The following is a 14,625-nucleotide window of genomic DNA, read 5'->3' as shown; positions in this document are numbered from 1 at the left end:
CACTGTTAAGATAAATTAGTTATACACAATAACATGAACGATAGGAATTCAAAGTCCCCTTCAGGGGATTTAGGGGTTGGAATAGTAAATTACGGAGCAGGCAACATTTTCTCCCTTACCGCAGCATTAGACCGCTTAAATGTGACCTATGGCATGGTAAATACAGAAAACGACCTCGAAAAATATAGCCACATCATTATTCCGGGTGTTGGCCACGCAGGTGCTGCGATGGAAAAATTAAAGGGAACAGGACTGGTTGAAGCCATTAAAAAACTCACCAAACCTGTGCTGGGCATCTGTGTGGGCATGCAGCTCATTACCGAACACTCGGAAGAGGGAGATGCAGCACTTTTAGATATCGTTCCGGTGAAAACCAAAAAATTCGATAAATCGCTGAATATCAAAATACCACACATGGGATGGAATGCAGTTAGCCTGAAAAACAATCCATTATTTGAAGGTGTTGAAGATAATACACAATTTTACTTTGTGCATTCGTACTTTATTGAATATAACCCTACTTTTGACATCGCATCTGCCGATTATGGTTTAAAGTTTTCGGCAGCAGTGCAAAAAAATAATTTTTACGGCGTTCAGTTCCACCCTGAGAAATCGGGAAAAGCCGGCGAATTAATATTAAAAAATTTTTCAAACTTAAGCTTATAAAATGTACATAATACCTGCTATTGATATTTTGGATGGAAAAGTTGTCCGTCTGCGCGAAGGCGATTACAACCAAAAAACAGAGTACGACGTTTCTATTGCCGAAATGATAGAAAAATACCGCTCAAATGGTACGGATTTTATCCATATTATTGATTTAAATGGAGCTAAAGGTGATTTCAGCAACCAAAAATCACTTTTCGAGATCATTAAAAAAACGGAAATGAAAGTGCAGTACGGTGGTGGCATCAGAACCATTGAGCAGGTTACCAACCTGCTTGATGCCGGTATTCACCGGGTAATTGTAGGTACCCAGGCCATTACCAACCCTGATTTCTTACCCGAATTAAGTGAGGCTTTTGCAAAAAAACACGATTATGCAAACCGCATCGTAATTGCCATTGATGTTTTGGATGAAGTGATTAAATATTCGGGCTGGATGGAAAGCTCACCAATTAAACTAATGGATTACGTTGACAAATGTCTTTCCTTAGGGTTTTTCCGTTTCTTATGCACTGATATCAGCAAAGATGGAAAATTAGGCGGCGCAGCTGTTGAGTTATACAAAAAACTGCTCGAACATTCACCAATGATTAAACTGATTGCTTCGGGTGGTGTGAGTTCAATGGAAGATATCTACGAGCTTGCTAAATACCCAATCAGAAGTGTTGTAGTAGGAAAAGCAATTTACGAAGACCGCATTACTATTGAAGAAATTAAAGAGTGGAATTTGAAGGCACTCAGTTCAATCTAATTCCATAAATATTTATGTCATCCTGAAGAATGAAGGATCTGCCCACGATGAAACAGATGCTTCGTTCCTCAGCATGACACCCAAACAAAAATATGCTTTCGAAAAGAATAATCCCTTGTTTAGACGTTAAAGACGGCCGTACAGTAAAAGGTGTAAACTTTGTTGATTTACGCGATGCAGGCGATCCTGTGGAGCTGGCGGCACAATACGCACAACAGGGAGCGGATGAATTGGTTTTCCTGGATATTACGGCAACTCACGAGCGTCGGAAAACGATGATTGAAATGGTTAAATCGGTTGCAAGGCAATTAAATATTCCTTTTACCATTGGTGGTGGAATAACCGAAATTGCTGATGCAGAAGCATTATTAAATGCCGGAGCTGATAAAATCAGTATCAATTCGGCAGCAGTTCGGAATCCTCAATTAATTGAAGACCTGGCTAAAACCTTTGGGGTGCAGTTTGTGGTTTTGGCAGTCGACACCAAATATGTAAACGGTAAAAATATGGTCCACTTAAATGGAGGAAGGCTAATTACCGAACTGGAAACCGAAAACTGGATTAAACAAGCCGAAGATTTAGGCGCAGGAGAGATTTTGTTAACTTCGATGGACCACGATGGCACTAAAGCAGGTTTTGATTGCGGATTGCTAAGCAAAGTAAACCAAATGATCAATATCCCGATTATAGCTTCAGGTGGAGCAGGTAGTATGGAGCATTTTACTGAGGTTTTCCAAAAAGCTAACGTTGATGCCGCACTTGCAGCATCGGTATTTCATTATGGCGAAATCCTGATCCCTGATTTAAAACAAGAATTGAAAAGGAACAATATTCCTGTTAGAATATAATAGTTAACTCGTCATTGCGAGGCACGAAGCAATCCTAATGCTATGGGTTCGAACCTACAAAAGTAGTAAGATTGCTTCGTTCCTCGCAATGACGGAAACATCATAAAAATGACAATCGATACCAATTCCCTTGATTGGGATAAAACAGAGGGTTTAATTCCCGTAATTATTCAGGATTATAAAACTTTGGAGGTTTTAATGCTGGGTTATATGAACGCCGAAGCTTTGGAAAAAACGCAAGCTGAAGGCAAAGTTACCTTCTTTTCGCGCTCTAAAAACCGCCTTTGGACGAAAGGTGAAACCAGCAACAACTTTTTGTTTGTTAAAGAACTTTTTGTGGATTGTGATAACGATACCATTCTGATTAAGGCAGATGCTGTTGGACCAACGTGCCATACCGGAAGCCGCAGCTGTTTTAAAACAGATTTTAACCAAAACTTTATTTTCGAACTCGAAAACATCATTAATGATCGATATGAAAATCCAGTTGAGGGGTCTTACATCAATAAAATGCGCAGCAAAGGTTTGAACAAAATTGCCCAAAAAGTTGGTGAGGAAGGTGTAGAAACTGTAATTGCCGCGCTTGCTGAAACGGAAGAAGAATTAATTGGAGAGGCATCAGATCTTGTTTTTCACCTCTTGTTTTTATTGAAAGAAAAGGGTTTATCTATTCAGGATATTGCCAAAAACTTAGAAAAAAGACACCGATAAGGCAGAAGGCTGAAAGGTGTAAGGTGCTAAATCCCTATACCTTAAACCCTAAACCTTAAACCTCAAGAAATGCTAAAACACTTACAAACCCTTCCTGGCCACCAAAACCCTGTTTATGCTTTATCCAATTCGGATGAGGATGGTATATTTTTTAGCGCAGGGAACGATAAGGGAGTTGTAGAATGGTCGCTACATACCATGGCTTTTGTGAAGGTTAAAATGCCTGTACAGAGTTCGGTATATTGTTTACACTATTACAATAATCAATTATTTATTGGAGAACGTAGCGGTGCATTTAGTGTTTACGACTTTAAGGAACAAAAGGTAATCAACAGAATAAATGCCCATACCAAACCCATTTTTAATATACAAACGGTAAAAGGCAAAAATGAGCTTTTAACCACCGGCGAAGATGGCACTGCGGCTGTTTGGTCGCTGAACGATTTTACAGAGATTTACCGTTTTCAGGTGGCCTACGATACGGTTAGGGCAATTGCAATAGCGCCCAATGAAAGTGAAGTTGCCTTTGGCTGTAAAGATCATTTGATCAGGATTTATAACCTGGCAGATTATAGCTTAAAACAATCTCTCGAAGGTCATTCCTTACCGGTAACCTCACTCGCTTACCACCCAACGGGTAAATACTTAATTTCAGGAAGCCGCGATGCCCAGTTAAAAATATGGGATCTGCCGAATTACGAACTGAGGGATACCGTGCCGGCACACATGTTTACCGTGTACGATATCGCCTTTCATCCCACCCTACCCTATTTTGCTACGAGTAGTCAGGATAAAAGCATTAAACTTTGGGATGCAGAAAATTTTAAACTTTATAAAATTTTAAGTTTGGAGAAAGCCGGAATTGGCCATACGCATTCCATCAATAAAATTATCTGGAGCCACGACGGAAAGCACCTGATTTCTACGGGAGACGATAGGCAGGTGATGGTTTGGGAAATGGAAGGTTAATTTATTTTTTTATAGAATGGATTAATATTCCGCAGTTGATTTCTCATTTTAGAATAGATCCTCTTCCAAAATGGTGTTCTCACAATAACAACATCCCCCATAAATACAGTTGTATCTTCATTTAAAATAATATCAAGATAGCTATCACCTGGTTTCAATTTTACTATTTTATTTTCGAAGCCAATGTACCTTATATCTAACTCTTTTAATTCATTTTGCTTTTGAACGGTATAAGTAAGCGAAAATTCACCATTTGCATCAGTTGAAAAACCATATTTTTCTCCCAAAATACGGATAGTTACCCCTGGCAATGCAGATCTACCTTTATCTGTAACTTTTCCTTTTATAAACCGTAACGAATCAGATAATGCCTCATCCTGGTTCTTTTTATCAAAATTGGTTATCGTTTTTGTAGTTTGAATTGTTGATGGTTTTATTACTTCTCCTTTACCCAATTTCGGAAAACTCAAAAAAGCAAATAAAGAGGCTGCAATCAGGCTTGGTTTAAATCGGCTAATTGCAAAATCCGATTTTACATGAATTAAACGATCAAGCTGCTCAGGTTTAAATCTACCACAACTTTCGCCTTGATTTTCTTTAAACCAACGTTTCAGTTCAGTATCAGTAAAACTTGTAAAGTCTATTACAGATTTTTGACAGGAATCGCAAAACTTGCCATTTACATAGGTTTGCATCTCTTCCCACTCTTCATGGCAAGGATTGGAGATCTGAATTTTAAATTTAGATGGCATAAAATTCGATTAAGAAATTATCTAAAGATATTTATAATACTGCTCACAATTCTCCTGGTTACAGTTGTTTTTATCGAAATACCACCAAGTCCTCCTACCAATTGTTCGCTTAGCTTATCAACAACCATCTTGTCTGTAAAATCCATCTGCATTGCATGTTGTAAAACAACAGAAATCTCTTTTTCCTCTCCTAAAAGAAATAAACTCTTTTTAGTCTCAAATGCGTTTGAAGTAAAAATCAATTCGCTAATAGTTCTGTTTTTTGGTTTTTTAATTTTAATATAGAATGAGCCATCGGCGGCCGTTTCAGCATAAATATTTTGATCTTTTAATTCGATATTTATATGATTTAAGCCAATTCCGTCCTGATCATATACTCTTCCCTTTATAAAGGTATACCCTCCTTCTACATCACCCAAAACTTGGCTTTGTTGAATTTTATATTCAGTTTCCAATAGCCTTACGTATTTTGCATAAGTGAATTTAGGAATACTTAAAAATGCAAAAATTGAAGCTGCGATTAAACTAGGTTTAAAAACTTTGAAAAATGGTACGGTTTTGCCACCTATATAACGATCAAGCTGCTCAGGCTTAAATCTACCACAACTTTTGCCTTGATTTTCTTTAAACCAACGTTTCAGTTCAGTATCAGTAAAACTTGTAAAGTCTATTACAGATTTTTGACAGGAATCGCAAAACTTGCCATTTACATAGGTTTGCATCTCTTCCCACTCTTCATGGCAAGGATTGGAGATCTGAATTTTAAATTTAGATGGCATAAAAAAATGTATCTTTTATATAGGATACATTTTCGGCTACTATTCCACAAAACGTTTTATAATTCTGAGTTTGTGCGAATATTTTCCTAATTCCTTATTAAAAATCCCCTGATCATCAATCGGGTCGATTTTTACCTTGGCAGATGAATGGATGATTTCATTTGGGCTCAACATAATGCCCACATGAGTAATCCGGCCTTCATCGTTATCAAAAAAGGCAACATCACCAGCCTTACATTCAGCCAAAAAACCAACCAGTTCACCTTGTTCGGCTTGTTGTGAAGCATCACGATTTAATTTGATTCCCAACATTTTAAACACCGTTTGAGTAAAACCAGAACAATCAAGACCGAACAAATGCCTTCCGCCCCATAAATAAGGGATATTCTGGAAAAACTTAGCAATATCGGTTACCTGATCTTTAAAATTGATTAAGCTGTTATCATGTGCTTCAAAATTCAGCTTAAATTTTTCTGCTCCGGCATAGCAAAAGCCATCTTTTAGAAAAGGAAGGTTACTAGCCGGACTTAAATGATAATCACTTCCATCAACTGCCGTTAACACATTATTGAAGCTTAAAGGAGCCAATAATTTACAATCGTGCATTTCTGCAAACTGGTTTTGGCTAATGGGGGCCAATTGTCTGAAATCTAGCCAGCCTTCATAACCATCGTAGCCATTTTGAATGAGCCACCAGCGTTCTTCTTTCTGTATGATTTCGACGTGATCGCCGAATAAAAGTTGTGAAACAATTTCTGCTTTATCTGATGCATCAGCTCTTAAGGGTGCTACGGCAACCCTGCAAATACCGTATTGATTTTCCATTTAAATCTGCTCGTGAAACTATTGTAAAACTAATAAAATACATTCATAGCCTAACATTTTGCGCGCAAATTTGTTATTTTTATGATGTTCACCTTTTAAATGTACTGTCATGAATTTTAAAAAAATATTAATTGCCGTTGATAATAGCACCTGCTCAGAAAAAGCGGCAAAAGCCGGTTACGATATGGCTGAGAAATTTGGAGCAGAGGTGGCATTGGTTAACATTATCGAGCCTATTCCTGCCAATGTAAACCCCGATTTAACGCTTGCACCGGTATTTCTAGAAACCTATGATAACAGCGAAGAAAATAGCCATATTTTACTGAAAGGAATGGAGACTAAATACAGTAAGGGCATTACAACCACTTATTTAAGTATTATTGATACGGCAGCCCATGGCATTATCCAGCAATCAGATGAATGGGGATCTGACTTAATCGTGATTGGCACTTATGGCAGAACTGGCCTCTACCACTTTTTAATGGGAAGCGTGGCAGAACACGTAGCAAGAAAATCGGCCTGCCCGGTTTTGATTATTCCTAATCAATGCGAGGTAGATTAGTTTAGTTCATTAGTTCACTGGTTATTAGTCATTAGTTAGCATGGCGCAAAATACCTCCGCGTTAATCTGTGCATCTGTGGCGGCGAACTGAAATCTTTTTTAAACAAAAAAAGTCCCGCATCATGCGAGACTTTCACTTTAAATATCTTTAAAAGACTATCCTTCCTGGTGTAACCAGGCTTTTTTAGCCAATAATTCTTCTTCTGTTTCGCGGATATCTTCATCATCCACACAACAATCAACCGGACAAACGGCCGCACACTGAGGCTCATCATGAAAGCCCTTACACTCTGTACACTTATCGGATACAATGTAATAAACTTCATCCGAAACTGCTTCTTGCGTTGCGTCAGCTTCAATTTGTTGATTACCAAAATCAATGATACCATTTAAATTGGTACCATCAGAAAAACGCCATGCAGTACCGGCATCGTAAATTGCGTTGTTAGGACATTCCGGTTCGCAAGCCCCACAATTTATACACTCATCTGTTATTTTAATCGCCATGTTTTCGTCTAATTCTTTTGCTTAGTTTACCTTTGCGATGCAAATATAATATATAATCACTTAATAATAATTCTAAATATGTCAGCATTAACTCAAGAAAAAGTAATAACCGCGTTTAACAAACTGGGCATATTGCTTACAAACCCTACTGACATACTAGGAAATGCAATTTATAGTGTTGAAAATGCCAATGCATGGTTCACTGTAGAAAATGTAAAAAAATCTGTTTTATCTTTTGCCGAGATGTTAAATGAAGCTGATTTAGCCATTTGGTTTAATTCGGTTAAGTTTAGTGCCTCGCCTAAAAAGGTTGGTTTAATTCTCGCTGGTAACATTCCAATGGTAGGTTTACACGATGTTTTAAGTGTATTGGCTACTGGAAATATGGCACTGATCAAACTTTCTTCAGCAGACGACAAATTAATAAAAACGGTGTTGGCTGAACTCATTAAAATAGAACCAGCATTTGAGGATAAAATAGAATATGTAGAACGTTTGAAAGATTTTGATGCGGTTATTGCCACAGGCAGCAACAATTCATCCCGTTATTTTGATTATTATTTTGGCAAAGTACCCAATATCATCCGTAAAAACAGAAACAGTGTGGCCGTTTTAGATGGTTTAGAAAGTTTTGAAGACATTCAAAACCTGGGTAGCGATATTTTTGATTATTTTGGCTTAGGCTGCAGAAATGTATCCAAGATTTATTTTCCGAAAGATTACGATATTGCAAATTTTTACGAAGGTATAGAAAGCTTTCAACCCATCATCAACCACTTTAAGTACAATAACAATTACGATTATAATAAATCAATTTATTTGGTTAATGCTGCCAAACACTTCGATAATGGCTTTTTGCTATTAAAAGAAGATGAAAATTTAACTTCACCACTGGCCGTTCTTTTCTACGAAGAATACGAACAACTGCAAGAGGTTGAAGAGAAATTAAAAGATAAATCAGAAAACATTCAGTGTGTGATCACCAAATCGCCCTTGAGTATGAATACTTTCGGTTTTGGCCAAAGCCAGCATCCCAAACTTTGGGATTATGCGGATAATGTGAATACCATCGAATTTTTGAATGGGTTGTAACATATTAATTTTAATCTATGAAAAACTTACTACTCATCGCTGTTTTTATTTTTACATTTTCAATTGTAAAAGCTCAGGGTCCTCCGGCCGCTGCTGAAGCCACTAGTTCTAATAAAATTTTAATAGATGAACTAGTGGAAGTAACCAATTATAAAGTGCTTTTTGAAAGTGCCTGTATGATTCAAATTGATAATATTTCGAAAAAAAATAACTGGTCTAATGATAAATCTGAGAAAACAAAGGCCAAATTAAACTTTCAGGATTTTAAGAATTTCACCGTCTAGAATGTATTTTCAGCGTTAACCACAGAAGAATTAAAACATTTTATTGCTGCCTACACATCTCTTAAAAAAAGGAACCAGGAGACAAAATTTTTCCTGTTTAATGTTATGATTTCAAATAACATATCAAACTACCTAACTAATTTCATTTTAGATAAATAGCTAATAAATTGATCAAAACAAGCTGGTTTAAGTTTTAAATTGAATTACAGTTTTTTATTTAGATATTCGCTAAATGCCCTTTAAGCAATGCGTTATCTCCCGATATTTTTAATTCTCTTTCTATTTTTTTTTAATGGTGACTGCGTATTGGCTCAATGTAACGGAACACTGGGCGATCCGATTAAAAATGAAACATTTGGATCGGGAACCAGCACTTTTGGCCCTGCCCTGCCCAACGGAGTTACCAACTATACTTATGTTACGGGCACTCCCGAAGACGGACAATACACCATAGCCAAAACCATATCAGGATTAAATGGGGGCTGGATCCCATCGATTATAAACCATACACCAAACGATCCAAATGGTTATATGATGGTTGTAAATGCTTCAAATAGCCCAGGGGTATTTTATCAGGCTACCATTACCGACCTCTGTCCAAATACCACTTATGAATTTTCTGCCTGGATAATTAATATTTTAAGAAACCCAGGGATTAAACCGAATGTTAAGTTTACAATAGAAAATAATGGAGTTAATATACTAACTACTCCATTTGAAACTGGAGATATCCAAGAAAACTCGGGCTGGATTAGATATGCGAGGTCATTCGTTACACCTTCAAATTTAGGTACAATTACCTTAAAAATGACCAATCAGAATCCAGGAGGAGGCGGGAACGACCTGGCTATAGATGATATCTCCTTTAGTGCCTGTGGTCCAACGCTTATACCGTCCATAATTGGCAGTGCCTTAACATCAGCTCAAATGTGTGAAGGAAATACCGCTACATTTAATTTTAAAACTGATGTTAGTCCTGGCGTTTATCAAAATCCAAGGTACCAATGGCAAATGAACACAGGTACAGGTTTTACAGATTTAGCCGGGGAACAAACGCCAGCTTATACCGCATCATTTCAAAACGCTGTTAAAGGTGTTTATCAGTACCGTTTACTGGTTGGCGATGGCAATAATATTAATTCGCCAAACTGCAGGATTGCAGGGTCGCCGTTAACGGTTACCGTAAATGCGATGCCAGTTGCTGTGGCTAAAAATTCTGGGCCAGTTTGCATTGGCAATACGATTAAATTAAATGCATCTGGCGGTACAAGTTATAGCTGGACAGATCCGACCGGCCAATTCTTTTCTTCTGATCAAAATCCCACTATGCCGAATGCCACAAAAGCAATGGAAGGCATTTATACGGTACAGGTTACCGCTAATGGATGTACAAGACCAGCAACAACCTATGTTCAAATCCTCGATCCGGTAATTGCCACAACCAATATCCAAACGACCAGCATTTGCGAAGGACAATCGGTTCAATTGGAGGCTTCGGGCGGCACGATGTATCTTTGGCAGCCAGCTAATGGCTTATCAGATACTCAAATAGCTAACCCTGTTGCTAAACCGACAGAAACAACTACTTATATGGTTCAGGTTTCTAATGGAGGATGTTCGGCAACTGAGGAAATCACCATTACTGTAAATAAAAATGCTTTTGCAGATGCTGGAGCGGATCAAAAAATCATCACCGGACAAAACATTACCTTAAATGGCAAAGTAAGTGGCGATGACATTACCTACTATTGGACACCATCAGATTACCTTGACGATCCTACCAAATTAAATCCCATTGCTACACCGCCAAAAGATATGACTTATACGCTAAACGCCGTATCTAATCTAGGTTGTACCAGTAGCAGCGATGCTGTCTTTATAAAAGTTTATCCTGAAGTGCTTATACCTAATACTTTTACTCCAAACGGCGATGGCATAAACGATACCTGGAATATTCCGGCTGCTTCGGCTTTCCCTAGTCCGGTTATTAAAATCACCAACCGTTATGGTCAGCTGGTTTATCAAAGCACTGGCACTTTTAAGCCCTGGGATGGCAAAATGAACGGAAAAGACCTACCACCAGCAGTATATTATTATAGTGTTTATTTAAACGAAGATTTTAAAACCTATAGTGGCTGGGTAATTCTGATGAGATAAAAAACCTTAAATCACTGCTAAATTTTAATTATAGCAAAAAACAAGTTAAACGCTATAAATAAAATTTAAATTTCTTTAACATTGCATTAAACCCTGAGCCAGTTAATGCACCGTTTAATAAAAGCGCTATTTTTTCTTTGTATATTGCTGTTTGCAAATTTTCTGAATGCCCAGGTATGTACCGGTACATTTGGCGCACCATTAATTAATCAAACTTTTGGACAAGGAAACAGCAGGGATAACTGGTATGGGCCCTTGGCTCAATATGCGCCGGGAGCTTCTACGTTTACAACTTTTCTTGGTCCACCGGGCCCAAACCCTTTGGCATTAGCAGCTAATCAATCAGGCTTAGTTAAAACACCCGGAACACCAGGCAATCCGTTTCCACTTTACTGGCAGCCTCATGCAGATCATACGGGAAATGAAAATGGTTTAATGCTTTTAATTGATGGTGTTGCTACGCAAACGGTATTTTTTGAGCAACGAATGGATAACCTCTGTCCAAACACTACTTTACGTTTATCCATCTGGGTTTTAAATGCAAATTCGCCTACGGCCAACGCTCAAAATCCAAATATGATCTTGCAAATAGTAGACCCTGATAATAACCTGCTTGGAAGTAAAGAAACAGGCAATGTACCTGCAGATAGAACATGGCATCAATATTATATTGATTTTACCAATGGTACCAGCTCAACCATTACTTTACAATTAGTAAATCATACACTAACCAATAGTGGCAACGATTTTGCTTTGGATGATATTACCGTGCAAGCTTGCGGCCCGGGCATTATCCCATTTTTTAATACTAACGATCCCTTGCTAAACATGTGCGAAGGAAATACAAGCAATTTTACTTTAAACGCGAATATTTCTGCAGGGTATGTAAACCCGGTTTACCAATGGCAAGAGAAAACAGCTGGCGTATGGACTGATATCTCTGGAAAAACGACTAAAGAAGTATCCATAGATTTTTTAAACCGCACAGCCGGAACTTATCAGTATCGGTTAATTACAGCCATTGATGGTAACCTTGATAAGGTAAATTGTAGAGCCGTATCAGATCCCATTACGCTTACCGTAAACCCGATACCTGTTGTTAAGGCCGAAAACTCAGGACCAGTTTGTATCGGAAATACAATTTATTTAAGCGCATCGGGCGGAACAAGTTACAGCTGGACAGACCCGAATGGCCAGTTTTTTTCTTCTGACCAAAATCCCATTATTTTAAATGCTACTAAAGCGCATGAAGGCACTTACACGGTACAGGTTACAGCAAATGGATGTACATACCCGGCAACAACTAATGTTCAAATCCACGATCCGGTAATTGCCACAACCAATATCCAGACCGCAACCATTTGCGAAGGTAAATCTGTACAGCTTGAGGCATCCGGAGGGTTAACTTACCTTTGGCAACCATCAAAAGGTTTATCAGACGCAAGGATATCCAACCCGATTGCCTCACCTACGGAAACAACCACCTACACCGTTCAGATTTCAAATTACGGATGCAATACTTATTCACAAATCACCATCAATGTAAATAAAAATGCAACAGCAGATGCAGGCGCAGATCAGAAGATATTAACCGGACAGTCAATAAATTTAAACGGCAAAGTAAGTGGCGATAATGTTACGTATTACTGGTCACCATCCGATTATCTCGACGACCCGACCAAACTAAACCCCGTTGCTAAACCAACAGAAGATATTACTTATACGCTACACGCAATCTCAAATTCTGGCTGTACCACTACTAGTGATGATATTTTTATACAGGTTTATCCGGAAGTGCTTATACCCAATACTTTTACTCCAAATGGCGATGGCGTAAACGACACCTGGAATATCCCTGCTGCTGCTAGTTTTCCTAAACCAATGGTGAAAATTACCAACCGTTATGGCCAGCTCGTGTATCAAAGTACGGGTACCTTTAAACCCTGGGATGGAAAAATGAATGGAAAAGATCTCCCTCCTGCAGTGTATTATTACACCATTTATTTAAACGAAGATTTTAAAACCTATAGTGGCTGGGTAATGCTGATGAGATAAAAAGACCTTCTTACTTTCGCTTCTCATTTGGAAATGCTATTTTTGAGCACAATGTATATCGTTAAAGTTAAAGGCATAGCCAAAATTCCGGATTACGTACAGCTAAGAGATGACAAGTTTACCCTCTTGGCGTATTTTAGGGTTGACAGACCTGATAAATCGCTGGAAAAACTCGGACTAGGCGACAAGCAGGATTACATTATGGAAATGGTTAAAGGTTTGCCTTTTGGGCAGATCGCAAAATTGGAAATATAATATGGCAGGCAACTCAGTAATTCATTTAAGCAATGTAGATGTTTTTCAACAGAAACATTTAGTCCTCTCAAACGTAAATTTACACATCGAAAAAGACGAATTTGTGTTCTTAATCGGTCAAACAGGTTCGGGCAAGAGTAGTTTGCTTAAAATATTATACGGCGACCTTCATATTGGCAACGGAGAGGGTAATATTGCTGGTTTTGACCTCAAAAACCTAAAAGAAAGCCAGGTGCCGTTTTTACGCCGTAAATTAGGCGTGGTATTTCAGGATTTTCAGTTACTTACCGATCGGACTATTGAAAAAAACCTTGAGTTTGTATTAAAAGCTACCGGCTGGAAAGACGAAAAGCTGATTAACGAACGTATTAAAGATGTATTGGACAAAGTTGGTTTACGTTCAAAAATTAAAAAAATGCCGCACGAAATATCTGGCGGCGAGCAGCAACGTATTGTAATTGCCAGGGCTTTGTTAAACGATCCTGAAATTATCCTTGCTGACGAACCTACCGGGAACTTAGATCCCGAAACTTCAGAAGAAATTGTAACCCTTTTAAAACAGATTAGCCAGGCCGGAACTGCGGTTTTAATGGCTACACACGATTACCACATCATCCGCACTTTTCCTTCACGTATCATCAAGTGTGAAAGCGGAGTAGTGCACGAAGATGCCCAAATTTTATAAAAAATTCTGACATCCGTCAGCTAATCAGCCAATCTGTTCAGATAAATTCAAATAAATCTGACAGCTTGGCTGATTTCAGTTTATGGCAAAATAGTTGAGATTAACACAAAAAAATTCAGCCTAGTATTATGTTTAATAAGAAGAAAAATAACGATAAAGAAGAAAATATAATGAATACTGAAAACACATCAGAAAATACTGCTGAGAATGTAGAGAATACTGATGCTTCTACAAATGAAACTGAGCAGGCACCAGAATTATCTGCAGAAGAAAAATTGCAGTCAGAAGTACAACAGCTTAACGACAAATACTTACGTTTATATGCTGAATTCGACAATTACAAACGTCGTACACAAAAAGAACGTGTTGAGTTATTGCAAACTGCTGGTAAAGATGTAATTGTATCACTTTTACCTGTTTTAGATGATTTTGACCGTGCATTAAAAGCCATGGAAACCGCGGCCGATGTAGCTCCTGTTAAGGAAGGTATTTTACTGGTAAGCACCAAGTTAAAAAATACTTTAGCCCAAAAAGGTTTGAAAGATGTAGAAAGTATTAGTCAACCTTTTAATACCGATTTCCACGAAGCAATTACCAATATCCCTGCCCCTACCGAGGAGCTTAAAGGAAAAGTAATCGACGAAGTAGAAAAAGGTTATACTTTAAATGATAATGTGATCCGCTTTGCTAAAGTGGTAGTTGGAGCGTAAGAAATAATTATTGAATG

General features: G+C 38.0%; 17 protein-coding genes. 13 read left to right on the top strand and 4 right to left on the bottom strand.

Features of this window, described 5'->3' with window-relative positions:
• Window positions 1-33 precede the first annotated feature (33 nt).
• The 5 genes from hisH to R2R28_RS21340 all read left to right on the top strand — a co-directional run bounded on the left by hisH (window position 34) and on the right by R2R28_RS21340 (window position 3,945).
• Window positions 34-666 (top strand): imidazole glycerol phosphate synthase subunit HisH, encoded by a 633-nt coding sequence (gene hisH / locus R2R28_RS21360; protein WP_316827686.1) that lies wholly within the window; start codon window positions 34-36, stop codon window positions 664-666.
• Between the two features lies 1 nt (window position 667).
• Window positions 668-1,417 carry a 1-(5-phosphoribosyl)-5-[(5-phosphoribosylamino)methylideneamino]imidazole-4-carboxamide isomerase gene (gene hisA / locus R2R28_RS21355; RefSeq protein WP_316827685.1) on the top strand — a complete coding sequence of 250 codons (750 nt, stop codon included), beginning with the start codon at window positions 668-670 and terminating at the stop codon, window positions 1,415-1,417.
• A 92-nt stretch (window positions 1,418-1,509) separates the two neighbouring features.
• The gene (gene hisF / locus R2R28_RS21350) at window positions 1,510-2,265 is read left to right on the top strand and encodes an imidazole glycerol phosphate synthase subunit HisF (RefSeq protein ID WP_316827684.1); all 756 of its coding nucleotides are present in this window, start codon (window positions 1,510-1,512) and stop codon (window positions 2,263-2,265) included.
• Between the two features lie 108 nt (window positions 2,266-2,373).
• Window positions 2,374-2,976, top strand: coding sequence for a bifunctional phosphoribosyl-AMP cyclohydrolase/phosphoribosyl-ATP diphosphatase HisIE (gene hisIE, locus R2R28_RS21345; protein WP_316827683.1), 603 nt, complete (start codon window positions 2,374-2,376; stop codon window positions 2,974-2,976).
• 69 nt (window positions 2,977-3,045) lie between these two features.
• Entirely contained in the window at window positions 3,046-3,945 is a 900-nt protein-coding gene (locus R2R28_RS21340; protein WP_316827682.1) for a WD40 repeat domain-containing protein, read from the top strand.
• Here the strand turns inward: R2R28_RS21340 and R2R28_RS21335 are convergent.
• The 3 genes from R2R28_RS21335 to R2R28_RS21325 are packed head-to-tail and all read right to left on the bottom strand — an operon-like array spanning window position 3,942 to window position 6,301.
• Window positions 3,942-4,697, bottom strand: a complete 756-nt coding sequence (locus R2R28_RS21335) for a carboxypeptidase-like regulatory domain-containing protein (protein ID WP_316827681.1) — start codon at window positions 4,695-4,697, stop codon at window positions 3,942-3,944. The two genes, R2R28_RS21340 and R2R28_RS21335, sit on opposite strands and share 4 nt — an antisense overlap.
• A 17-nt stretch (window positions 4,698-4,714) precedes the next feature.
• A complete protein-coding gene (locus R2R28_RS21330; protein WP_316827680.1) occupies window positions 4,715-5,476 on the bottom strand; it encodes a hypothetical protein in 762 nt (253 codons plus the stop codon).
• 39 nt (window positions 5,477-5,515) lie between these two features.
• Complete coding sequence (locus R2R28_RS21325) at window positions 5,516-6,301, bottom strand: C40 family peptidase (RefSeq protein ID WP_316827679.1); 786 nt, start codon at window positions 6,299-6,301, stop codon at window positions 5,516-5,518.
• Window positions 6,302-6,410: 109 nt separating this feature from the next.
• Here R2R28_RS21325 and R2R28_RS21320 point away from each other — a divergent pair, with 109 nt between their 5' ends.
• On the top strand, window positions 6,411-6,863 hold the full coding sequence (locus R2R28_RS21320) for a universal stress protein (RefSeq protein WP_316827678.1): 453 nt from the start codon (window positions 6,411-6,413) through the stop codon (window positions 6,861-6,863).
• Window positions 6,864-7,019: 156 nt separating this feature from the next.
• On the opposite strand, the gene R2R28_RS21315 is transcribed toward R2R28_RS21320, so the two are convergent.
• A complete protein-coding gene (locus R2R28_RS21315; protein ID WP_090770007.1) occupies window positions 7,020-7,370 on the bottom strand; it encodes a 4Fe-4S dicluster domain-containing protein in 351 nt (116 codons plus the stop codon).
• A gap of 78 nt (window positions 7,371-7,448) precedes the next feature.
• On the opposite strand from R2R28_RS21315, the gene R2R28_RS21310 reads away from it, so the two are divergent.
• The 7 genes from R2R28_RS21310 (at window position 7,449) to R2R28_RS21280 (ending at window position 14,608) form a co-directional block, all read left to right on the top strand.
• On the top strand, window positions 7,449-8,462 hold the full coding sequence (locus tag R2R28_RS21310) for an acyl-CoA reductase (protein ID WP_316827677.1): 1,014 nt from the start codon (window positions 7,449-7,451) through the stop codon (window positions 8,460-8,462).
• A 17-nt stretch (window positions 8,463-8,479) separates the two neighbouring features.
• Window positions 8,480-8,746, top strand: coding sequence for a hypothetical protein (locus R2R28_RS21305; protein ID WP_316827676.1), 267 nt, complete (start codon window positions 8,480-8,482; stop codon window positions 8,744-8,746).
• 306 nt (window positions 8,747-9,052) lie between these two features.
• On the top strand, window positions 9,053-10,903 hold the full coding sequence (locus R2R28_RS21300; RefSeq protein ID WP_316827675.1) for a T9SS type B sorting domain-containing protein: 1,851 nt from the start codon (window positions 9,053-9,055) through the stop codon (window positions 10,901-10,903).
• A gap of 105 nt (window positions 10,904-11,008) precedes the next feature.
• Window positions 11,009-12,958 (top strand): T9SS type B sorting domain-containing protein, encoded by a 1,950-nt coding sequence (locus R2R28_RS21295; RefSeq protein WP_316827674.1) that lies wholly within the window; start codon window positions 11,009-11,011, stop codon window positions 12,956-12,958.
• A gap of 51 nt (window positions 12,959-13,009) precedes the next feature.
• Window positions 13,010-13,213, top strand: coding sequence for a hypothetical protein (locus tag R2R28_RS21290; RefSeq protein ID WP_025143129.1), 204 nt, complete (start codon window positions 13,010-13,012; stop codon window positions 13,211-13,213).
• Between the two features lies 1 nt (window position 13,214).
• Window positions 13,215-13,898, top strand: a complete 684-nt coding sequence (locus R2R28_RS21285; protein ID WP_316827673.1) for a cell division ATP-binding protein FtsE — start codon at window positions 13,215-13,217, stop codon at window positions 13,896-13,898.
• A gap of 128 nt (window positions 13,899-14,026) precedes the next feature.
• Window positions 14,027-14,608, top strand: coding sequence for a nucleotide exchange factor GrpE (locus tag R2R28_RS21280; RefSeq protein WP_316827672.1), 582 nt, complete (start codon window positions 14,027-14,029; stop codon window positions 14,606-14,608).
• Window positions 14,609-14,625 lie beyond the last annotated feature (17 nt).

It is taken from the genome of Pedobacter miscanthi, from assembly GCF_032678605.1.
In the GTDB taxonomy this organism is placed as follows: Bacteria; Bacteroidota; Bacteroidia; order Sphingobacteriales; family Sphingobacteriaceae; genus Pedobacter; species Pedobacter miscanthi_A.
The sequence above is the reverse complement of the archived record's forward strand: the minus strand, read 5'-3'. Positions and strand labels throughout refer to the sequence as shown.

What these genes read in the sequence shown, in the direction of transcription:
- hisH (WP_316827686.1), top strand. Translation starts at nt 34, where the DNA reads ATGAACGATAGGAATTCAAAGTCCCCTTCAGGGGATTTAGGGGTTGGA.
- hisA (WP_316827685.1), top strand. Translation starts at nt 668, where the DNA reads ATGTACATAATACCTGCTATTGATATTTTGGATGGAAAAGTTGTCCGT.
- hisF (WP_316827684.1), top strand. Translation starts at nt 1,510, where the DNA reads ATGCTTTCGAAAAGAATAATCCCTTGTTTAGACGTTAAAGACGGCCGT.
- hisIE (WP_316827683.1), top strand. Translation starts at nt 2,374, where the DNA reads ATGACAATCGATACCAATTCCCTTGATTGGGATAAAACAGAGGGTTTA.
- R2R28_RS21340 (WP_316827682.1), top strand. Translation starts at nt 3,046, where the DNA reads ATGCTAAAACACTTACAAACCCTTCCTGGCCACCAAAACCCTGTTTAT.
- R2R28_RS21335 (WP_316827681.1), bottom strand. Translation starts at nt 4,697, where the DNA reads ATGCCATCTAAATTTAAAATTCAGATCTCCAATCCTTGCCATGAAGAG.
- R2R28_RS21330 (WP_316827680.1), bottom strand. Translation starts at nt 5,476, where the DNA reads ATGCCATCTAAATTTAAAATTCAGATCTCCAATCCTTGCCATGAAGAG.
- R2R28_RS21325 (WP_316827679.1), bottom strand. Translation starts at nt 6,301, where the DNA reads ATGGAAAATCAATACGGTATTTGCAGGGTTGCCGTAGCACCCTTAAGA.
- R2R28_RS21320 (WP_316827678.1), top strand. Translation starts at nt 6,411, where the DNA reads ATGAATTTTAAAAAAATATTAATTGCCGTTGATAATAGCACCTGCTCA.
- R2R28_RS21315 (WP_090770007.1), bottom strand. Translation starts at nt 7,370, where the DNA reads ATGGCGATTAAAATAACAGATGAGTGTATAAATTGTGGGGCTTGCGAA.
- R2R28_RS21310 (WP_316827677.1), top strand. Translation starts at nt 7,449, where the DNA reads ATGTCAGCATTAACTCAAGAAAAAGTAATAACCGCGTTTAACAAACTG.
- R2R28_RS21305 (WP_316827676.1), top strand. Translation starts at nt 8,480, where the DNA reads ATGAAAAACTTACTACTCATCGCTGTTTTTATTTTTACATTTTCAATT.
- R2R28_RS21295 (WP_316827674.1), top strand. Translation starts at nt 11,009, where the DNA reads ATGCACCGTTTAATAAAAGCGCTATTTTTTCTTTGTATATTGCTGTTT.
- R2R28_RS21290 (WP_025143129.1), top strand. Translation starts at nt 13,010, where the DNA reads ATGTATATCGTTAAAGTTAAAGGCATAGCCAAAATTCCGGATTACGTA.
- R2R28_RS21285 (WP_316827673.1), top strand. Translation starts at nt 13,215, where the DNA reads ATGGCAGGCAACTCAGTAATTCATTTAAGCAATGTAGATGTTTTTCAA.
- R2R28_RS21280 (WP_316827672.1), top strand. Translation starts at nt 14,027, where the DNA reads ATGTTTAATAAGAAGAAAAATAACGATAAAGAAGAAAATATAATGAAT.